This is a genomic window from Parabacteroides chinchillae, from assembly GCF_900108035.1.
Classification (GTDB): domain Bacteria; phylum Bacteroidota; class Bacteroidia; order Bacteroidales; family Tannerellaceae; genus Parabacteroides; species Parabacteroides chinchillae.
Map to the genome: position 1 here is coordinate 50,256 of NZ_FNVS01000019.1, position 22,238 is coordinate 72,493.

General features: G+C 37.6%; 16 protein-coding genes and 1 pseudogene. 10 read left to right on the forward strand and 7 right to left on the reverse strand.

Translation table 11 applies throughout. The features are described from left to right. Window positions 1–14 precede the first annotated feature (14 nt). From C4S38_RS13710 to C4S38_RS13730, 5 genes are all read left to right on the forward strand, one after another. Complete coding sequence (locus tag C4S38_RS13710; protein WP_160034741.1) at window positions 15–1,712, forward strand: RagB/SusD family nutrient uptake outer membrane protein; 1,698 nt, start codon at window positions 15–17, stop codon at window positions 1,710–1,712. A gap of 19 nt (window positions 1,713–1,731) precedes the next feature. Next, the gene (locus tag C4S38_RS13715) at window positions 1,732–3,741 is read left to right on the forward strand and encodes an FAD-dependent oxidoreductase (protein ID WP_103984174.1); all 2,010 of its coding nucleotides are present in this window, start codon (window positions 1,732–1,734) and stop codon (window positions 3,739–3,741) included. Between the two features lie 19 nt (window positions 3,742–3,760). Then, the gene (locus C4S38_RS13720; protein WP_160034744.1) at window positions 3,761–4,591 is read left to right on the forward strand and encodes a DUF4886 domain-containing protein; all 831 of its coding nucleotides are present in this window, start codon (window positions 3,761–3,763) and stop codon (window positions 4,589–4,591) included. A 30-nt stretch (window positions 4,592–4,621) separates the two neighbouring features. Then, window positions 4,622–5,989: a Gfo/Idh/MocA family oxidoreductase gene (locus tag C4S38_RS13725; protein ID WP_099465501.1), complete on the forward strand. Its 1,368-nt coding sequence runs from the start codon at window positions 4,622–4,624 to the stop codon at window positions 5,987–5,989. Window positions 5,990–6,105: 116 nt separating this feature from the next. Next, entirely contained in the window at window positions 6,106–7,455 is a 1,350-nt protein-coding gene (locus C4S38_RS13730; protein ID WP_200817980.1) for a mandelate racemase/muconate lactonizing enzyme family protein, read from the forward strand. Between the two features lie 468 nt (window positions 7,456–7,923). Here the strand turns inward: C4S38_RS13730 and C4S38_RS13735 are convergent, their stop codons facing one another. The 4 genes and pseudogenes from C4S38_RS13735 to C4S38_RS13750 all read right to left on the reverse strand — a co-directional run bounded on the left by C4S38_RS13735 (window position 7,924) and on the right by C4S38_RS13750 (window position 11,493). Then, on the reverse strand, window positions 7,924–9,120 hold the full coding sequence (locus tag C4S38_RS13735) for a hypothetical protein (RefSeq protein WP_146059491.1): 1,197 nt from the start codon (window positions 9,118–9,120) through the stop codon (window positions 7,924–7,926). A gap of 284 nt (window positions 9,121–9,404) precedes the next feature. After that, a pseudogene (locus C4S38_RS13740) lies at window positions 9,405–9,569 on the reverse strand (TolC family protein); the annotation flags it as partial. 345 nt (window positions 9,570–9,914) lie between these two features. Continuing rightward, window positions 9,915–11,012: a phosphotransferase enzyme family protein gene (locus C4S38_RS13745; protein ID WP_103984164.1), complete on the reverse strand. Its 1,098-nt coding sequence runs from the start codon at window positions 11,010–11,012 to the stop codon at window positions 9,915–9,917. Window positions 11,013–11,241: 229 nt separating this feature from the next. Continuing rightward, window positions 11,242–11,493 carry a type B 50S ribosomal protein L31 gene (locus tag C4S38_RS13750; RefSeq protein WP_099465497.1) on the reverse strand — a complete coding sequence of 84 codons (252 nt, stop codon included), beginning with the start codon at window positions 11,491–11,493 and terminating at the stop codon, window positions 11,242–11,244. Window positions 11,494–11,714: 221 nt separating this feature from the next. Between C4S38_RS13750 and C4S38_RS13755 the strand changes: the two genes are divergently transcribed. Together C4S38_RS13755 and C4S38_RS13760 are read left to right on the forward strand one after the other, a co-directional pair. Next, complete coding sequence (locus C4S38_RS13755; protein WP_099465496.1) at window positions 11,715–12,713, forward strand: class II fructose-bisphosphate aldolase; 999 nt, start codon at window positions 11,715–11,717, stop codon at window positions 12,711–12,713. 216 nt (window positions 12,714–12,929) lie between these two features. Further along, window positions 12,930–13,553 carry a DUF4923 family protein gene (locus tag C4S38_RS13760; RefSeq protein WP_103984165.1) on the forward strand — a complete coding sequence of 208 codons (624 nt, stop codon included), beginning with the start codon at window positions 12,930–12,932 and terminating at the stop codon, window positions 13,551–13,553. Window positions 13,554–13,642: 89 nt separating this feature from the next. On the opposite strand, the gene C4S38_RS13765 is transcribed toward C4S38_RS13760, so the two are convergent. Together C4S38_RS13765 and C4S38_RS13770 are read right to left on the reverse strand one after the other, a co-directional pair. Continuing rightward, a complete protein-coding gene (locus tag C4S38_RS13765) occupies window positions 13,643–15,757 on the reverse strand; it encodes an HRDC domain-containing protein (RefSeq protein ID WP_103984166.1) in 2,115 nt (704 codons plus the stop codon). 121 nt (window positions 15,758–15,878) lie between these two features. After that, window positions 15,879–17,477: an aspartate:alanine exchanger family transporter gene (locus C4S38_RS13770; RefSeq protein WP_099465493.1), complete on the reverse strand. Its 1,599-nt coding sequence runs from the start codon at window positions 17,475–17,477 to the stop codon at window positions 15,879–15,881. 112 nt (window positions 17,478–17,589) lie between these two features. Between C4S38_RS13770 and truA the strand changes: the two genes are divergently transcribed. The 3 genes from truA to C4S38_RS13785 all read left to right on the forward strand — a co-directional run bounded on the left by truA (window position 17,590) and on the right by C4S38_RS13785 (window position 20,011). Beyond that, window positions 17,590–18,342, forward strand: a complete 753-nt coding sequence (truA, locus tag C4S38_RS13775; protein WP_103984167.1) for a tRNA pseudouridine(38-40) synthase TruA — start codon at window positions 17,590–17,592, stop codon at window positions 18,340–18,342. A gap of 9 nt (window positions 18,343–18,351) precedes the next feature. Continuing rightward, entirely contained in the window at window positions 18,352–19,248 is an 897-nt protein-coding gene (locus tag C4S38_RS13780) for a DMT family transporter (RefSeq protein WP_103984168.1), read from the forward strand. 130 nt (window positions 19,249–19,378) lie between these two features. Continuing rightward, complete coding sequence (locus C4S38_RS13785; RefSeq protein WP_103984169.1) at window positions 19,379–20,011, forward strand: DUF3256 family protein; 633 nt, start codon at window positions 19,379–19,381, stop codon at window positions 20,009–20,011. Window positions 20,012–20,044: 33 nt separating this feature from the next. On the opposite strand, the gene C4S38_RS13790 is transcribed toward C4S38_RS13785, so the two are convergent. Beyond that, a partial coding sequence (locus tag C4S38_RS13790) for an Lcl domain-containing protein (RefSeq protein ID WP_103984170.1) occupies window positions 20,045–22,238 on the reverse strand: 2,194 nt, incomplete at its 5' end.

Sequence of the window (22,238 nt, forward strand, 5' to 3'; positions counted from 1 at the left end):
ATAATATGATAATGATGAAAAAAATAAATATATATATTTTTAGTTTGTTGCTTATTTTAAGCACATTGTCTTGTGTGGACTTTTTAGATAAAGAACCACTGGACGCTCCCTCGGATGAATCTTTTTTGAGGAATGAAAATGAAATGCAAATGGCTCTTACTGGCTGTTATAATATTCTTTGGACTCAGTGGAATAATATGCCTTTTATGTTTGCATATGATTGTGCATCAGACATAGGATATGAACGAGATGCCAATGATTTGTTAAAAATGGGACAAGGGGCAGGCACTCCTTCTAATAAAATAGCTGCATTATATTGGACAGAGTTTTACGAAGGTATCGCACGTTGTAATTTTTTGATCAACAATATGAATAGAGGCAAAGAAAACGTATCTCCGGCCGTATATGATAAAATTGAAGCAGAAGCCAAATTTTTAAGGGCTTATTATTACTCCAACTTAATAGAATTGTTTGGGGATGTCCCTCTTATTTTAGATGTAGTATCTTTAGAAACATCTCAAGTAGCGAATACCCCCAAATCGACTACTGTCGATTTTTTATTACAGGAGTTGACAGAAGCGGCAGATATATTGCCGGAAGAACATAAACCCCTTTCCGGTAAAGCTTCAAAAGGTGCCGCATTAGCTTTAAAAGCGCGGATTGCCTTATATAATGAAAGATGGCAGGAGGCGATCTCCGCAGCATCAGGGGTGATGGCAATGGAAGGCGATTTATATGGTTTGGAAGACGATTATTCTCTTCTTTTTAGGAAAGATGGCCAAAGTTCCAAAGAAATTATATTTTCCATTCAATATATGAATCCGGATAAAGTACATACGATGTATCGATTAATAGGTTCACGAACTGCCGGTGGCTTTACAAATAAGAAACCTGCCTATCAGATGGCCGATTCATATGAATGTATAGACGGATTGCCCATTGATAAATCTCCATTATATGATCCTCAAAAACCCTGGGAAAACAGAGATCCCCGTTTATATTATACAATTGCTGTTCCCGGCTCAGAATTTCTAGGATATCAATTTGAAACACATGCAGATAGTATACTAATATGGAATTATCTGACAGAAACCCCTACACGTATAGCAAATAAAGACGCGAATAACAGCAGTAATCCATATTCCACTTATACGGGAATCTGCTGGAGAAAATACGCGAATGTAGAAGACCGACTAACTTCTAATTTATGTGAAACAAATGCTATTGTGATTCGTTATGCTGAAGTTCTGTTAATATATGCTGAAGCGAAAATAAAGGCAGGAGAGATCGATCAGTCGGTATTAGATGCTATAAATAAAGTGAGAGGTCGGGAATCGGTTAAAATGCCAGGTATTACAACAACAGATCCAGTAGAATTATTTTATGCCGTATGTCGTGAACGTAAATACGAATTAGCATCGGAAGGATTCCGGTTATTTGATATCAGAAGGTGGGGAATAGCAGAAGATGTTATGAATCAACCTTTATTGGGAAGGATGAGTAAAGGATATCCGGAACAGCCTCCCAGAATAGATTCATATGGGAATGCTTATTATGATGATAGCATAATTGCTAAACCAGGCGAATCTTCTGAATATAAAATGCGGTTAGTCGATAACCGTACATTTAATCCGAATAGAGATTACTTATGGCCGATTCCTTTGACAGAAATGGAAACGAATACTGCCATAAAGCAAAATAATGGGTACTAATTAAATGAAGCTAAATATTATGATACAAAAAATGATTAGTTCGTGTTTGTTACTGGTATGTCTTTTTATATCCTGTAATAGTCACGAAACAAATGGAGATATTAAAAAATATGATGTTTGTGTATACGGAGGAACTGCTTCAGGTGTGATTGCTGCATACTCGGCAAAAAAAATGGGGAAATCGGTTGTAATTATTGAACCGGGAAAATATCTCGGAGGAATGACTACAGGTGGCCTGGGAGCTACTGATATTGGAAACAAATTTGCAATAACAGGCCTTGCACGTAAATTTTATCGTGATCTTGGTCGTTATTATGGGAAATTTGAACAATGGAGATTTGCCCCAAGCGCAGCTTTCAAACTAATGGATCAATATGTGAAGGATGCAAATATCGATGTGATTTATTACAGACGCATAGTAGAGGCCAATGTGGTAAATACGGTTATCAAATCTATTGCACTGGAAGATTCCCGGTATCCGGACGAAGGAGAGTTACTTCAAATCGAGGCAAAACAATATATCGATTGTTCTTATGAAGGAGATTTAATGGCAAAATCGGGAGTTTCTTATTTCATTGGTCGTGAAGACAATGGTAAATACGATGAAACATTGAATGGTTCTCAAATGTCAATTTGGCATCAATTCCCTGATGGAGTTGACCCTTATCGTGTTGAAGGAGATCCTAAAAGTGGTTTATGTTGGGGTATTCAAAATCAAAAATTGAATGAGATAGGCAAAGGAGACCAATTGATACAAGCTTATAATTTTCGTTTGTGTCTTTCAGATGATAAAAACAATTCACGTCCTTTTGTAAAACCAGATAATTATGATCCTGATAAATATGAGCTGTTGGCCAGAGCTATGAAGAAGATGGATTCTAACATCGCAAATTATTTGCTTATAAAAGATGTGGGTGTAAACGAAGGCAAATATGATGTGAATAATAAAGGGCCTCTTTCAACAGATATGATAGGTATGAATTATGATTATCCTGATGGGAATTATGAAACAAGAGAACGTATCTGGCAAGAGCATGTAGATTATACAAAAGGATTGATGTATTTTCTAACTCATGATGAACGTGTTCCTATTGAATTGAGAAATGAAGTTTTGAAATATGGTTGGGCAAAAGACGAGTTTGTTGATAATGGCAATTTTCCAACACAGTTATATATTCGTGAAGCAAGACGAATGAATGGTGAATATATTATGACCCAAAAGAACTGTATGGGAGAAGAATCTGTTGGAGACGCAATCGGTATGGCAGCTTATGGAATGGATTCACACAATTGTCAACGTGTTGTTGTTAATGGTATGGTGAAAAATGAAGGAGATGTGGAATATCATGGTTTTCAACCTTATTTTATTTCCTATAAAAGTATTACTCCAAAGCGCGAAGAGTGTTCCAATTTATTGGTTCCCGTTTGTGTATCTTCTTCACATATAGCTTATGGTTCTATTCGTATGGAACCGGTGTTTATGGTGTTGGGACAATCTGCCGGTGTGGCTGCAACTTTGGCAATAGATCAAAAATGTAGAGTGCAGGAAATAGATGTAACCAAACTTCGAAACATTTTAAAAGACAATCCTTATCTGGATGGCTCTATTGCAGAAATTCTTGTAGATGATGCCGATATCGATAAGATAAGTAGATCAGGTGGTTGGAGTAAACAAATAGGTGCTCATTATAAGAATAGTTTCCTTTGGTCTCCTAATACCGGCGGTAGTTCTCATTTGTCGTTTAAACCGGTTGTAAAAGAAGCAAGTGTTTACGAAGTTTATTTCTATTGTACCAATATTTCAGATGATAGTATGCCTGGTAAGATGGTTTTTGAGATACAATGTAAAGATGGCAAAAAGATGGCAGAGATAGATCCTAAATTGAGTAAAACTTCTTGGGTGAGTCTCGGTAAATACTCGTTCGAAAAAGGATTTGGTAATTCAATAATTAAAATTTTAGGTGATGCATCTACAGGACCTATTTTTGCTGATGCTATATTATTAGTTCCCGTTGAATCAGATAAATAGAATTTTTAATTAAATGAATATGAAAAGATTATTTAATATAGTGCTTGGATTATCTTTTGTGACAATCTGTGCCTTTGCTAAGAATTCTACAGATACATTAAGAGTATTGGCAATAGGAAATAGTTTCAGTATCGATGCAATGGAGTATTTGGATACGATAGCTAAATCTCAGAATAAATGCTTAATATATGGAAACATCGTAAAAGGTGGGTGTTCATTAGAACGCCATGCAAATAACATTAAAGAGTCGGTAAAGGAGTATTCTTATATAAAAAGTGTTTTAGGAGAACGAACGACTACAAGAATGGTCAACCTGAACGATTTTATTGATGATGAAAAATGGAATTGTGTTTCAATTCAACAAGTGAGCCACTTGCAAGGAATGTGCAATTCTTATTACCCATATATAAAAGAAATTATTTCTTTTCTTAAAAATGAGTTGAACTGGAATTTTCAAATCTATTTCCACCAAACATGGGCTTATCCAGTTTATTCTGAACACAAAGGTTTTAAGTATTATCATAACGACCAACGAGAGATGCTTGATTCCATAAATGTGAATGTTTCTCGAGTAACTAAACAAGAAAAAATTAAAAAAATATTTTTTTCAGGAAATGCAATCCAATTGCTAAGAGAAACAAATGGAGAATCGGTAAACAGAGACGGTTTCCATCTTAACGTATTGGGAAGATATGCTGCAGCATGCGTATGGTATGAGACTTTGTTTAAAGAATCGGCTTTGAAAATTAAATACAAACCTTCTGAACTATCAGAAGAGGAGGCCTTGGCTGCAAAAAAAGCGGCTCATACGGCTGTTAAGAAGGGATTTAAAGTAAATTTTAGCAAGTAAAATTAGGTATTGCAATTTAAAGTTAAGATTATGAGTACAACACGTAGAGATTTTATAAAGAAAACATCTTTAGCTGCTGCCGGTTTGACTGTTGGTATGGGATTCCCTACGATTGATGCTAAAAAAAGTATTTTGGGAGCGAATGATCGTGTAAGAATGGGATTTATTGGTGTAGGTAATCGTGGTAGCCAGTTATTGGAGGCATTTTTGAAAGTGCCGGATGTTAAAGTAACTGCTTTGTGCGATTTGTATAAGCCTTATTTGTATCGTCAATATGAAAAAGTGAATACTCGGTTCTTCTTACCTAAAGGACGTCCGGTTCCTAAAATGAATGAACAGTTGGATTCGAATGTTGCAAGATATGAGGATTATCGTAAATTGTTGGATGATAAAGATGTAGATGCTGTGTGTATTGCAACACCAGACCATTGGCATGCTTTGCAAGCGATAAATTCAGTGGACGCCGGTAAGGATATTTATTTGGAAAAACCGGTTTCAATGACTGTTTATGAAGGCAGAAAGATTGTTGAAGCAGTAAAAAGAAACAATCGAGTTGCTAGTGTTGGATACGTTAGACGTTGTTCGGCTTTATATAATAAAATTCCGGAGATTATTAAAAGCGGTAAAATAGGAGAAGTATCAATGATTTCATCTCATTACTTTAGCAATATGACTCCGAATGGTATTGGCAGAATGAAGCCGGAACAGCCTCCTAAAGATTTTAATTGGGATATGTGGTTAGGCCCGAAACCTTATAGAGAATATCAATACAATATTGCTCCGTATATGTTCAGATGGTGGAAAGATTATTCTTCTCAGATAGCGAATAATGGTTCACACTATATTGATGTTGTTCATTGGCTCGTAGGAGAAAATGCTCCGGTAGCTATTACAGCACTAGGAACGAATCATATTATCAAAGATGATAGAGATATTCCTGAAAATATGGAAATTACCTATGAATTTGCTTCAGGGAAAATATTTAATTTCAGAGTTTGCGAAACAGCAACTGCTCCTGGATTAAAATTTGGTAATATTGAAATCATCGGAACAAAAGGCTGTCTCTATTTAGGAGATGCAGGTTATAGATTGTACCCTGCTCGTCCCGGACAGTTCCAAAACTGGGAAAAACCTTTTGAAGCTGAAGAGTATGATGCTCCAAGAGAAGATTTGGCATTGAAGCATGTTACTGATTTTATAGATTGTGTTAGATCGAGAAAAACTCCGGTTTCTTCTATTGAACAGAGTTATCGTTCTTCATCTTTTGCTTTATTAGCAAATATAGCATTGGAAGTTAAACAAAGAATTATTTGGGATCCAGTAGCTGAGCGAATAACAAATTGTGATAAAGCCAATGATTTGTTGCATTACGAATATAGAGAACCATGGACTTTATAACTAATTAATTAGATACTCTACTGTCTGGGATTGGGAAATCAAGACAGTAGAGTTTAATTTGCAGAATTATGAATAGACGGTTTTTTATGAAGGAGTTGAGTGCTATAGCTGCAGGAATGATAGGTTCCAATGGGATGTTTAGTAGTTGTAGTACAAATCAGGCAATCAATAGGAAAATTAAGATTTCAAATGCCAATTTAAAAGTAGAAAGGGAACCTTTGATTCGTCCTTTAGGATTTAAAGGAGGTTTTATAAATGAGTTGTGGCAATCCGTTTGTTGTTTGACAAGTGAGTCTGGCATACGAAAAATTGGAACGGGTACACAGAGTATTTTGTGGAGTGATTCGTCTGTTTTTGTAAAGCATTCAGAAAGTGAAGGCAATTCTTTAATGTTGGCTATAACAGAAAGAGCTCTGAGTCTCATAAAAGGCAAAATGTTTCGATCTCCCATTGATTTGTTAGATTCTATTTATGATGAGCTTTATGATTACGGGAAGAGTATAACCGGGAATCCTAATTTAAAAAAAACCTTTGTATTGAATTCTTTGGTTTGTGTTGATAATGCAGTTTGGTTGTTGTATGCTGCTGAAAATGGTGTAACTCTTTTTGATGATATGATTCCGGGTAAATACAAAAAAGCTTTTTCATTCAAACACAAACAAATAGCAATTACTCCGTTGATATCATACAATGTATCTCCTGGAGAAATCCTGAAGATTGTTTCTGATGGCCATTTCTTCTTGAAAATTAAGATTGGGCAACCCGGAACACAAGATGAGATGTTAAGAAAAGATTGTGAACGGATAAGTCTGATCCATAAAACAATTGGGAAAACTTCTACTCCATATACCAAAAATGGAAAAGTTCTGTATTATTTCGATGCTAACGGAAGGTACGAGTCGAAAGATACCTTATTACGATTCATTAATCATTTGCGTAAAATAGGTGCTTATGAGCAAGTGGCAGTAATTGAAGAGCCTTTTCCAGAGAATAATGAAATAGATGTTCATGATATAGAACTTAGAATTGCAGCTGATGAAAGTGCTCATACCGAAGAAGATGCTCTTATTCGTATCGGAATGGGATATAGGGCGATTGCATTGAAAGCGATTGCAAAAACCGTAAGTATGAGTATTAAAATCGCTAGTGCTGCATACGAAAACAACATTCCTTGTATTTGTGCTGATCTAACAGTTTCGCCTCTATTGGTTGAATGGAATAAGAATTTTGCAGCTCGATTGTCTCCGTTTCCGGAGTTGAATTCTGAGATGGGATTGGTAGAAACAAATGGAAATCAAAATTATAAGAATTGGAATTTGATGCAAACATACAGTCCTTCATTCGAAAAAAAATGGACAAAAATGAATCAAGGAATCTTTAATTTGGATGAAGAATTTTTCTTATCGGGTGGAGGTGTTTTTGGTGATTCTAAACATTATAATAGCTTATTTGAAATAAAGAAATAAAAAAATTAAGTTGTAGGCCTTAATGATAGATTGTTTTTTTGTAGAATAATAAGATCACTCCCAATCTCTGTCCCTGCATTATCTTTAAAGAGATTATTTGGTAAACGGATGGCAGAAATAAGATCGGCACGGCTAAATAATTCCTGTCGTATTGTTTTATTTTTAGTTGCTGTACGATAGGAGTATTCTCTCTGATAAGTTTATGCAGGTCTAATACCAAAGGAAATAGTTCGAGGTCGGATTTAGCCCTGTGGATATTATCGGATTGTTCTTTGACCGGATTTAAAATAATTTTTTCGTTAGAAAATACTCATGGAAATGCTTGCTTATGATTGCATAAGAAATTGAAACTGGATAACAATGCAAATCCGGTTATGTTTTTCAAGGCATGTCAAAGTTTGTATTAGCTTACCAACCTTAATTATCCACTTGGATAGAGGCTTCTATTAATAGGGAATATTTAAATTACTAATTTTTCCTGTATGCATTTTCGTCAATTTGTAAGACATACATAAATCCTAACTTTTCTGTGCAATCAGGAAGTTTGTCTACGAGTCTTTTTTGATGGCTTTCTAAATAACCTCCCGTATTCATATCCCATAATTCCAAAGCAGACAAACATCCTAAAGATGGTGTAAGCGGAAAATATGGTTCTTCTCTGAAGAAATATGGATCAATGGTAGAACCGTGTACAATAATCTCACTGCGCCCAACTTTTCCTGAGAGATAAGCTTGCCATAATATAGGTATTTTGCAAATACTGGCAGGCCACATGTTTTCATAGACCTTTTCAGACCAATTGTTTGCTGTGTTATTCCATTCTTTTACAGAAGATTCATAAGGTAATTCTGTTACTAAAGTTGTTGTAGGGCCTATAAAATTATTTGAACTGACAGATTTTTTTATTATTTTGAAAACTCCGCAAGGTGTGTTCCCGTTTGTGAAATAAGGTAATATATTATATGCAGAACGTGCTAAATATGATAGACATTCTTTTCCTTTTAACGTAGAATCTCCAGGAGCTAATATATAGACTTTGGCAGGGATATTCCGGTCTGCTCTGGTTAATACGATTAAATGATATTGTATAGGATAATTTTGTTTTATATAAGAAATACACTCTTGAAGTTGGTTATTGGAAAGTTCCATTTGGTAGGCGGATTCATTAATCTGTTCTTTTATTAAAGACCAGGTTTTATCATCATAAACAGTATTGTTAGTGTCAACATTATCACATTTTTGGTGTAAGATTGAATATGCTAATAAAGAAAGTTTGGGTTGATTTTCCTTTATTGCTTTATTTAAAATAAATCTTTTTTCAGAGTATGGATATTCGGCTAGAACAGCAAGTAAAGCATATTTGTTTTCCATGGATAGATTATCATAATTTGCAATTAATTTATCCAAAAGGGAATCTACATTAATACCCTTAAAATTAAATGCAGAAGTTATCCACAAAGCTTTAGATAAACTATTAGGATTATCTGTTTCTGCATCTGATATGGCTTTTTCACACATTTGCCTGAATTCTATCCTTTGTTTGAGTTTTGTTTGTTCTGCTATAGTCTGCGCATTTATTGTCAGGCTAATAGTTGCGAATAAAAAAAATCCTATTAAACTTCTTTTTATTATTAAGTATTCTAGATATGCTTTAATCTTGTACATGGTTTTTTTACTTTATATATTTAAACAAAGCGGCAAGTTAATAAAAATAGGAGAATAAACTAAACTAAATTAATTATTTTCAAATAAACAGTTTGGAATGGTAAAATATATGGTTTTGAGGATGAAGTAATAATACTTATTTGATAATATTGGCTTAGTTCTATAAAATGATATTTTTTCCATTTTTATTTAAAACTTCCTCTTCCGCTGTTTGTCCAACCGGCTACACCGCTTAACGTGATGTTGGGATAGAAGTAAGCACGTGCTTCGTTGGTGGCATAGAAGGCTTGTGCTAATGCTGCTTTGGCATCACGCTTTGCATTGGTCAATTTACCGAAAATGTCGATCTCCCAACTGGCAGAGGCGGCTAATTGATAGCTTTTAGCAGTCTTGCTTCCGTCAAAATTACTCAATGTTCCTTGCGGAGTGAGAGATAAAGAGGGCAAATGCCAATCTTTTGCAGGCTCAAACTTGGATACGGCGTATTTTTTCTTGCAGATATGTTGGTGTTTCTGTTTATACAGTTATTAAATACGTATTATAAAGAGGAACATTTGGTAGCCTTCTTTTGGTAAGTTCTTTAAAAAGCATAAAGGTGTTTCACCTTTGGAGTATAGGACGAGTATAAAGGCTTCGGATATTAGTTAGCTTTATTTAGTTTTATTACTATGAAAAAAAAGTTTTATACTAATGAAACTTTTTTTTCATAGTAATAAAAATTTGAAGGGGAAGTTATTTGTTTATGTATGCTATTACATAAAACAGACTTTTGATACATCTCCTTATAGCATTCTTTATAACCACTGGTTCATGAATCCATCCATTTCCGTAGCGTGAGCTTCCAGACTCTGCAGTAGCTTGAATTGTGCTTTGGTGCGGATCAGATTGTGTTTTGGGCTGTGTATTTTATAATAGGTATCGCCGTTTATATAGTCTGTCAGGAAGCGAACAGTCTGCATATAGGTGAGCAAACGTCCGCCATAAGGCAATAATTTGATTTCCTGCGGAGTTAGGAATGATCGGGCTGTTTCCATATATCCACGGGTATAAGCCTTGAAGATTTCCAGATTTACTTCTACGTTATCCGGATTTTCATCGTCTTCGGCTCCGGTATTAGCTCCCGTACGGATAAAATCGCCTATATCAGATAGAACAAATCCAGGCATTACAGTATCCAGGTCTATTACGCAAAGAACTTTGTCTGTTGCAGCATCAAACATCATATTGTTTACTTTTGTATCGCAATGGTTTGTACGTTTCTTCAATTTACCTTCGCGATAAAGCCGTTCCTGTATGCACATGGCTTCGGCACGTTTCTCTACTTCATCTACAATATCTTTCACTTCGTCCAGACGGTTTGCTGCATTAGCCTTGATTGCATCGTGAAACTGTTGGAGGCGAAACTCCATGTTGTGAAAGTTGGGAATGGTTTCTCCTAATGTTCCTTCGGGAATATCGGCAAGCATGGATTGGAAATCACCGAATGCTTTTCCTGCTTCATAGGACAGTTCGGGGGTAACTTCTTCGTAACTTTTACTGCCGGGAATGAACAGGCATACACGCCAGTAGCTATCTCCATCAAAATAGTATAATTTTCCTTCTTTGGTTGGCAAGAAAGTCAACACCTTACGGTCTATATCGTTTTCTCCTTTGGCTTCCAGTTTTTTGCGGATATGTGAAGTAACTGTGTGTATGTTATTTTGCAACATATCCACGTTTGTGAAAATCAGGTGGTTTATACGTTGCAATACGTATTTGATTTCTCCTTTTTCGTTTGTTACTTTTAGCGTATCGTTAATGTGTCCGTTTCCGAAAGGTTCGGCGGAAACTACCTTTTCTGCCAGTTGAAACTGACCAAGGACGTTTAGTAATTGTTCTTTCGTTTTTGTCATGGTATTATTTTCAATTAATATAGCTTTAAAAGCACAAATATACAAATATAGCTGAAAAGGCAAGGTTTTTTATATTGATAATGGTATTTGCCTGTTCTGTAAAAGATAAGTTTATGTTCTGCAAAAAGTGCCGGGTACTATGGTGAAGAATTTAATTGGTGAATGATAAAAGAAAAGGGTTGCCATTTTAAATGACAACCCTTTTCTATATCGTTATAAAACGAAATTTTTATTTTTTGCGGTTACCGTAACGGCTCATGAACTTATCAACACGTCCTGCTGTATCCACCAACTTAGACTTACCAGTGTAGAACGGGTGAGAAGTGTTTGAAATTTCTATCTTTATCAACGGATATTCAACACCATCAAGTACGATAGTTTCTTTTGCGTTGATAGTAGAACGAGTGATAAATGTATCCTCGTTAGACATGTCCTTAAATACTACAGGACGATAATTTTCAGGATGAATACCTTTTTTCATTGCTTTCTTATCTATATTTAATTTATATTCTTATCTGTTTGGTAACCGGTAAATTGGCTTGCAAAGGTATGGATTAGAGTTGAACAAACAAAGAAAATCTTATTTTTTTTCTCTTCTATTTGATTTTGTGTTATTTTATATGTTTAATAGCATAATAGTATTCGGATAGTTATTATCTTTGTGGGAAATTTTCAATCATTAACGTAATAACATATACTACAATGGTAAATTACAAAGAACTGGGTCTTGTAAACACAAAAGAAATGTTTGCAAAGGCTATTAAAGGCGGATATGCAATTCCTGCTTTTAACTTCAATAACATGGAACAAATGCAGGCTATCATCAAGGCTGCAGTAGAAACAAAATCTCCGGTTATCCTGCAGGTATCTAAGGGTGCACGTCAGTATGCAAATGCAACATTGCTTCGTTACATGGCTCAGGGTGCTGTAGAATATGCAAAGGAATTGGGTTGCCCGAATCCTCAGATTGTTCTTCACTTGGATCATGGTGATACGTTTGAAACTTGCAAAAGCTGTATCGACTCAGGTTTCTCTTCTGTAATGATTGATGGTTCTCATCTTCCTTACGAAGAAAACGTTGCTTTGACAAAGAAAGTGGTAGATTACGCTCATCAGTTTGATGTAACTGTAGAGGGAGAACTTGGCGTATTGGCTGGTGTAGAAGATGAAGTTTCTGCAGACCACCATACATATACAGACCCTGAAGAAGTAATCGATTTTGCTACTCGCACAGGTTGCGATTCTTTGGCTATCTCTATCGGTACTTCTCACGGTGCTTATAAGTTTACTCCTGAACAGTGCCATATCGATCCTGCTACAGGTAAGATGGTTCCTCCTCCATTGGCATTTGAAGTATTGGATGCTGTTATGGAAAAACTTCCGGGATTCCCTATCGTTCTTCACGGGTCATCTTCTGTTCCTCAGGAAGAAGTTGAAACTATCAACAAATTTGGTGGTAACTTGAAGGCTGCAATCGGTATTCCAGAAGAATGGTTGCGTAAAGCTGCAACTTCTGCGGTTTGCAAAATCAATATCGACTCAGACTCTCGTTTGGCTATGACTGCTGCAATTCGTCAGACTTTTGCAGAAAAGCCAGCCGAATTTGATCCTCGTAAATATTTGGGTCCGGCTCGTGACAATATGGAAAAATTGTACAAGCACAAAATTATTAACGTATTGGGTTCAAACGATAAGTTGTAATTTGAGCAAGACAGGAGGCTTATAGCTTTCCTGTATACTAAAATAAAGAACAGGTTGTCTGGATAAATTTCAGACAGCCTGTTTTTGTTTTATTAGTTAGGGAGGGTTGCTGCGGTAATCCTGGCTTATTTGCTTTCGAAAAATGTAAAATAAATGTAGTGATAATAATTTATATCTTTGTGCAGGTTTAATTAAATGAGCTAAATTTATAATGTGATGAGAAAAGTTGGATTATTAATTATTGCAATGTTTGTTATGTTTGTGCCATGTACAATGTATGGTCAGTCAATCAAAGATATATTAAATTCTTCAGCTGTTAAGGGAGCCGTTACTGCTGTTACCGGAGGCAAGAAATTAACAATTGAGAATTTGCAAGGAAAATGGATTTACGAGAATCCTGCGGTTCAATTGACAGGTGATAATGCTTTGAAGAATGTTGCAGGTAGTTTTGCTACTAATGAAGTTGAGAAGAAAATGAAGGAATATTGTGCAAAGATTGGTATAGTTGAAGGTGTTTTTAATTATACTTTTAATTCTGATTCAACATTTATTAATGCACTGAGAAAGGGTACACTTAATGGAAAATATTCTTTTAATGAAGATGGAAAAACAGTTTCATTTCATTATTCGCTAGGTAAAAAAAATAAGCTTTCGGTTACTACACTTACTGCACATGTGGTTCTTTCGGGTGACGAACTTACCTTATTATTTAATGCAGATAAACTTTTGAAGTTCCTTTCAACTGTTTCTGCAATATCAGGGAATACGACATTGCAGACTATTAACAAACTTGCAGAGCAATATGATGGAATGTTATTGGGATTTGATTTGAAGAAGTAGAAAAGAATAACGATAGTAGAAAAACAAAAAAATAATAGACTGTGAATTATAGAAGGTAAATAGTAAAGCCGGGAATTTTCCCGGCTTTACTATTTATATTGCGATACAATTTTTAATAACTCATCTCCGTATACTTCAATGATTTTTTTTCCTATACCCGGAATTGATAATAATTCTTTGTTACTTGATGGCAAAACATTGGATATACCTATTATGGCTTTTTGTTGTAAAATGGTATAAACCGGCAATTCTTTTGCAGCTGCTTTTTCCTTGCGCCATTTCTGGAGTTGAAAATATAGAGTTGCATTTTTTATATCAGTTGTATTTACGGTACTTTCATCTTCTTTGAGAGAAACTTTTTCGGATTTTTTTCTGGTTATACGAGATGTTTGTTCCATACTAGCCTTCGCTTTAGCTGTTAAATAGCGTATAACACTAAATTCATCCTGGCAAGCTTTTAGTGTTTGAATTTTTATTCTAAACTCTTCAGCCAGACTATCTACCGCGCGGGTTATGCTTTTGCGTGCTTCTTTATTGTCTACTTCTATATGGGAGGCTTTAAGTAATGGAACCGAATATTTTGTGTTTTCGTCTATGAAGTAAGCTATGCCTTTTTGAATACGTTCTTGTATGATTTTATTTTCTTGGTAGTTATTAGGGTATTCTGAAATAAGACGGGTTAGTTGTTGCCGGAAACGTTCACCTACTTCAGTTACATTTGTACGGAATTGTTCTTTTGTTGTGGCATAAAGGTTACACAATTCCGGATATAGCTTTTGCAAATAGTGGAAAATTACTTGTGATGCGTACTGTAACCGTAGTTGGATACTTCCAAATAAAAATAACTCAGTTGCTAGTTTTAAGAAGTAATTCCGTTGTGCTTCCTGAAATTGTTTGTTATCAGGGCGTTTTTGATTTATGGATGAAATAAAATCTTGTATGCGATAATCATTTATTATGCCGTTGCGAGTGATCGGATTACTTAAAACCACTCCTTCCAGTGCTTTGCAACGACTTAATGCAACATATACCTGTCCGTGCGAGAATGCTGCACCGGCGTCGATAATGGCATGTTCAAATGTCAATCCCTGGCTTTTATGAATTGTAATGGCCCAGGCCGTTTTCAGCGGATATTGACAGAACGTTCCTGAAATAGTCTCCGTTATTTCCTTGGACTCGTTATCTATAGTGTATATTATATTATTCCATTTTTCTTTTTCAACATTGATTTCATGGCCTGACTCGTCTGATACGATTATCTTATTATTGTTGATGAAGACAATTTTTCCGATTTTTCCGTTATAATACCTCCGTCCTGTGGAAGAGTCATTTTTTACAAACATGACCTGAGCGCCACATTTTAATTCTAATGTTTCCTCAGTTGGATAAGAATATGCAGGGAAATCATCTTTTATTTCAGCGGTGAATGTATAAAGTTGCCCGGGTAATTCGTCTAATTTTTTATTATTTATTTGCTGTGCCAGATAATTATGGGTTGTCAGAGTGATATATCCGTCTTTATCTTTGGGCTGAAAATTGGGAATATAGCGTTGGTTTAATAAATTCAATGTATTATCGTCAAAATGATTTTCGCGTATATTATTTAGTAATTGGATAAATGTATCATCATCTTGTCTGTAAACATGTGTCAATTCTATACATAAATAATTGCTTTCAGCAAGAGCCTTGCTATCAAAAAAGAATGTAGATGCGTAATGTTCTTTTAGCAGATTCCATTCCTCTTCTTTAATTACAGGGGCTAGTTGTTGTATATCACCGATAAGAAGTAACTGTATGCCTCCGAAAGGTTTATTGTGATCTTTAAATCTTCTGAGTATATCACTTACAGCATCCAGCAAATCTGCCCTCACCATGCTGATTTCATCTATTACCAATAAGTCAAGGCTACGGATGATGTTTATTTTTTCTTTACTGAATTTGTTTTGTTGTTGATTGGTATTTCCGTTATTATTGGGAATATAAGGACCAAAAGGAAGTTGGAAAAACGAATGGATTGTTACTCCTCCTGCGTTTATGGCAGCAACTCCTGTGGGAGCTACTACAATCATGCGTTTGGGCGAGAGTTCTTTTAACTTTTTCAAGAAAGTGGTTTTTCCTGTTCCTGCCTTGCCTGTAAGAAATAAGTTGGTCCCGGTATACTGGATGAAATTAAGGGCAAGGTCTGATTCTACATTTGTATACATACCGCAATCGGTTTAAGTTTGTCTTACAAATGTATAAATAATATTTCATTTATAATGTTTTATGGAGTTTAAAAAAAGCCGGTTATATAGTCTATGACCGACTTTTTTTTAGTATCCGGCTTCAGATAATTAAATTTGCTATAAACTGGATAAACAAAATAAGAAAAACCATTGCTATAGGATATACTGTTGCATAAGCAACACTTGGAGCAGTGCTGTCTGCCATCGAATCGGCAGCAGCCAGTCCTGGGGTGCTGGTCATACCTCCGGCAATAGTTCCTACTAAATCGAGAATGTTTATTTTAAATACAAAATAACCGAATGTGACAGCAATGATCATCGGTACCATCGTAATTGCAAGACCTACCCCAAATAATGTCCATCCGCTTTCCTGGAAGGTAGATACAAGATTTACTCCTGCAGATGTTCCAACTTCTGCAAGGAATAATAATAACCCCAATTGACGTAACAGGTTATTAGCAGCTCCGGACATAGACCAGATAATTGGTCCCGTTTTTCCAATTGCGCTTAAAACCAAAGCTACCATTAAAATACCTCCTGTTAATCCCGGAGAGAATGAAAAAGAATCGGAAAAAGACAAGTTTAGTTTGCCGAATAATACGCCTAATACGATTCCCGTTGCGATGGGGAAGAAATCGGTGTCAGATAATTTCTTTTCGTCATTACCAAAAATACGGGTTAATTCTTTTAAATCTTCCTTTTCCCCGGCAACCAGTAGCTTATCTCCGAATTTCAAAACCAGGTCAGGTTCGGGCGACAGGTCTATCCCGCTTCGGCGTACTCGTGTTACTGTACAATTGAAAGTACTTTGTAAATTCAGGTAACCTAAGCTTTTGTTGATAACCTCTTTATTGGTAACCAATAATGATTGTAACTCCTGGGTGCTGCCAAAAGGAAGATCATTCTCAATACGTTCACCTACAAGTATAGCCATTTGCTCAAGTGATTTGTCATTGCCTACAGCTTTAATCAAGTCACCCTCGTTTAAAATTGTCTGGCCTGCAGGAATACTGGTTTTTCCGTCATGTTTGATACGGGAAACCACGGCTCCTGTCATAGCACGAAGTTGCATCTGTGCCAGACTTTTTCCGAAAATATGTGCATTTGTAATACGAAAAGTGGCAGTATGTAATGGAGGATATTTACTTTTTCGCTGAGCTTCCAGCACTTTTGCTTCTACCATCATGTTTTTACGGAGTATTTTTGGTAATAATTTAATAAATAGAATTACTCCAATAACACCGAAAGGATAAGCAATACCATAAGCTATGGAAGCAGAGGATGACTGCGTACAGTCTATCGCTACGGCCAAACCCGGAGTGCTGGTTAGTGCACCGGCAATCAGTCCGACAAGGCTAGGTGTATCTATTCCAAGAATATATTTGAAAACTAAGCCTGTAAGACTGGCAGAGCCGACTATCAGTAAAGCAAGTATTATTAATGTTTTACCTTTTGATTTGAATGAGTCGAAAAATCCGGGACCCGCTTGTATACCTATTGTGAATATAAACAACACTAGCCCGAAGTTGCCTAATTCTTTGGGGATGATAACTCCGAAATGCCCAAATAATAAAGCGATAAAAATAACGGCAGAAACGTCTAAAGAAAGCCCTTTGATTTGTATTCTGCCCAACATGAATCCGAGTGCAATAATCAGAAACAACGCAAAATAAGAAGATTGAAGCAATGATTCGAACATAATTGTTTGTTTAGATGTACTGTAAATAGTCCGCGAATTTACACTTTTTTGAGTGTACGGGCAATGTCCGGGAGAGATTTCTGTTACCTTTGCACCTCTAAAACATCATTACGTGAGACGATATTTTATTTATTTGGGATATAACGGTAAGAATTTTAATGGCTGGCAGATACAGCCTAATGGTATCACGATTCAGCAATCCATAGAAGGGGCCTTGGCTACACTTTTGCGTAAACCAGTTCCTGTTGTTGGAGCCGGGCGTACCGATGCGGGAGTGCATGCACGTTTAATGGTGGCTCATTTTGATTGGGAAGATGAGATTGCCGATTTGTCTTTTTTAGAGGAAAAACTTAATCGTCTTTTACCAAAGGACATTGCAATTTATCGGATTGTTCCGGTGATCCCCGATGCTCATGCCCGTTTTGATGCTACATCACGGACATATAAGTATTACATTACGACGAAGAAAGATCCGTTTAATTATGATTTGGTTTATAAGATGTCCGGAAAGATTGATTTTGAACGGATGAATGATGCATGCCGGATATTATTCGATTATATAGATTTCACCAGCTTTAGTAAATTACATACGGATGTAAAAACAAATAACTGCCGTATTTATGAAGCCGGTTGGCTGCAGGACGGTGATGTGTGGGTCTTTACAATCCGGGCTGACCGTTTTCTTCGCAATATGGTACGTGCAATAGTGGGAACATTGCTGGAAGTAGGACGCGGCAAGTTAACATTGGAAGGTTTCCGTAACGTTATTGAGCAGAAAGATCGTTGTAAAGCAGGAATCTCAGTTCCCGGCCATGCTTTGTTCCTTGTGAATGTGACTTATCCTGAACATCTGTTTAATATTTAATTTACTGTTATGTGGGTTGCATTGGCATTTCTTTCGGCATTCCTTTTAGGTTGTTATGAAGTAAATAAAAAGATTTCATTAAATGGGAATGCCGTAATACCTGTACTGTTTTTCAATACATTGATAAGTAGTATGATATTTGTTCCGTTTATCATATTATCTTTTTATACCAATGTGTTGGATGGGACAATGCTCTATGTTCCTCGTGTTCCGCTGGCAGATCACATAGCTGTATTTATTAAAGCTGTAATTGTTTTGTCTTCATGGATCTCCGGCTATTTTGCTTTAAAACATCTTCCTCTTACTATTACAGGGCCAATCAAAGCCAGTCAACCGGTATTAACGCTGTTGGGAGCTATGCTCATATTTGGAGAACGGCTTAATTTATATCAATGGATTGGCGTATTGCTGTCAATAGCTTCTTTTTATCTTTTATCTTCCTCCGGCAGGAAAGAAGGGATCCGTTTTACTCATAATAAATGGATTTTCTTTACTGTCTTATCCATCATAACCGGGGCTTTGAGCGGATTATATGACAAACATCTGATGCATTCGATGGATGTGATGACCGTACAGGTATGGTTTAATATCTACCAATGCATCATTATGCTATTTATACTCCTTTTGCTGTGGTATCCTCAACGGAAAAAAAGTACTCCCTTTGTTTGGAGATGGAATATTATTTTTATTTCCGTTTTTCTTTGTATTGCCGATTGGGTATACTTTTATGCTTTGAGTTATCCGGATTCTATGATTTCAATTGTTTCTATGGTACGCCGTAGTAATGTACTTGTTACTTTTGCGGCCGGTGCTATTTTCTTCCACGAAAAGAACTTGAAGAACAAAGCGATCGATTTACTCCTTGTGCTTTTAGGAATGATATTTTTATATTGGGGTACGCGGTAGCTTCCGTTTCTCTCTTCTGGTTTTTTATAAATCTATATATGGAAAGTAGCTCGAAAAGAAATATCTTTACGGCGTAAATTTGTAAACAGCATAAAATGCAACAGATTATTGAATAGAATCAGAATATAGTATGAGACATTTATTTATTTCGATATTGTTTTGCGTGTTGGTTGTGGGTGTAAAAGCACAAAATATAGACGCTTTGTTTGTTTCGATGCCGGATCAAAATATCCCCCAATTGGATGATGCCTGGCGTAAAGACCTTGTAGAACTTTATAATTCCGGTAAAGAGGCTAAGCTGAAGAATACAATGAACGGGTATTCCACCTTATTGAAACTTACGGACAACTATCTTTTACTTCAGGTTACAGAGCGCAGTACGGTTGAGATGAAACTTTTGCCTCTTGTTAATATGACAAATATCATTTGCATGGTGACAACAGTGAACGGGCCGGTTGCCGATAGCAAAGTAGAGTTTTTTACAACTGATTGGAAACCCTTGGATACTGCCGATTTGCTGACTCCCGTCTCGCCGGATTGGTTTATCCGCGATAATGCAGATAAAAATAGCGATGCCTTTCGCACCGCTATCTCTCTTTTGGATATGCATCTGATTAAGTATGCACTGGCTCCGGATGATTTAACTCTGACTGCAACTTACACAACTCCCCTGTATCTTAATAAAGACGACAGGGAAAGGGTTTTGCCTTTCCTGAAAGAATCTCCGAAAGTATATGCTTGGGATAAATCCCACTTTAAATAAGGGGATATTCCAGAAATTCTATCCGGATAAGTTTTAAATATCCCGCACGCAGCGAACGGAGTAGTTACTTGTCTTGGGGATGGAGCGGTTCGTAGTGCCATAGTAGAGATTTACAGCCCAGGCGTTACCGGCTTTGCCATCACTGCCCTCAGTGGCTGTCCAGAAGCTGTTATTGGTTGCAATGAAGCCTCCTTTGCCTACCAGTTGCGGGTGTAGCACCCAAATCATCTGTAATTCCCGTTGTGTAGGCAGGCGCCATTGTCCGGCTGTTCCTCCTTCTCCCGAGTAGGCTTTGCAGGCATTCCATGCATCTGCCCAAGTCATAGAAGTTCCTCCGCTACTATTAGTCAGCTTGTCCCTCATCAGCTGATAGCGGGTGGACATCTTTGCATTCCATGTACCGGCATGATTGGAGACAGCCTGTCCAACAGAGAGGTATTCCGTATTGCCAGGAGTGCATGCATGCATGGCTTCGCGCCGGCTGTTTGCTTCCGAAAGAGATAGCAAACAGCCCAGCGGATTCAGTGCCGACAGGTCTATCACCGGATAGCCGTTAATGGTGGTAGCCATGGGTGTTTCCGTTAATGGCTGCCCTGCATCCTTTACGCAACGCACAGAGAACCTACCCGCCTTGCCGTCGGTGAAGGTGTTCGTTTCGCCGGTATAGAGGTTTGTCAGATAGCTGCTTTTCGAATTTCCCTCCGTGGATGACCAGTGGTAACCGATTGCCGTTGTATATTCTTCTTTAAACTTCCCGTTGTCTATCCCTTGCAGCATGGCCCATATAGCCATCAGCTGCGCTTGGGTTGGCAGATACCATCCTGTCTCTCCGTTTACATTCAGGCTGTTGCAATAGTCGTAAGCGTATCCGGATCCTTTCTCTATGTTGGCTGATGTATAGGTGTGGTCCCAGTATTTCCGGCTTTCTGTTTGGTATTGGGTGGTTTCATCGTCCGACCAGTTCATTCCGCTTTTATTGGTTGATGTTGGAGCCAGCAGCAACATCTTCGTGTAGCTCCCGGTTATAGTATATGCAACACTTGTGCCAGTCTTGTAGCCGCTTGCCCCTCCAAGCAGGCCGATGCATAATCCAACGGCTTGTTTGGATACATCCATCGTCACCCTCCCATCGTTTGCTGCCAGATATTCTTGTGCAGCCAGCGTTCCGCTTACCGTGGATGTTATCGTGTAGTTGGTATGGCGGCGGAGTGAGAAGTCTGTCAGGTTGTTGCTTTTCCCTAGATAAATGTCATAGCTGAATGTTTCCGTTCCGTTCTTTATATATTCTTCTCCAATGGCAGGGACGGTGTTCACTATTGATTTTGCAGCCGATGTAATCCTGATGTAGCTTGCATTGGCCGGTGCTTTGCTGCTGTTTCTGTCTGCCGCCGAAGAGATACTACTTCCCGCCGGGCGGATGTTTTCTCCTACATACCAGACATTGCTGTTGGCATTGCTTCCGGCTGTCGTTGCAACAAAGGAGGAGGTTTGCGTTGTTCCTGTCCCATCGTAATTGTCGCTGCCCTGTGTGGCAAAACGACGGGAGCCGGCATTGTATAAGGTAATAGAACTGCGAGCCGGGCCTCCCGTTATGCTGAAAGTATTGCTTAGGGTTACTTTCGCCAGCGTGCGGTAGAGCTGTACGGATGTCGTTGCGTTTACTCCACCGGCAAATAAATTCACCGTTGCCGTTCCGGCATAGGGTACGTCTGCATCCGAACTGATCGTGTTCGTCATCACCAGCGCTTGAAAGGCTGCATAGTTTCCTGTGAAGTTCGCAAAGTTTCCTGTTCCTCCCGTGCTGGCGTAGTTGTTTGTTGCTGCATTGTCGTTTGCTACAATCACCAGTCGGCAACTTGTTGCTGCCGGGTCTGCCACGTTTGTAAAGGTTACTACTTTGTCTGTGTTTGCCGTCATGGTTCCGATGTTGGTTCTGCCGTTGAATGTTCCGTCACTTTTAAAAAGGAGGGCGTAGACGTTCTTCAGCGTTGTTGGCGCTTTGGTCATCGGATCGGAAACAGCAACGCTGTCCGCATCACTCGATACCAGTTCGTAGTAGAAGCCAGCTTGCGCGGCTTCGCTTTCCGGGGCTGCTTCTCGGATCAGCGCTCTCGTCTCCGGTATGGCTTCTACACCGGTTTTGAGCGTAAGTGTCAGGGTGTGTCCTGTGGTGGGGTCTTTTTCCGGTTCGTTGTCGTCGTTGCATGCGGTCAATGCAGGCAGCATT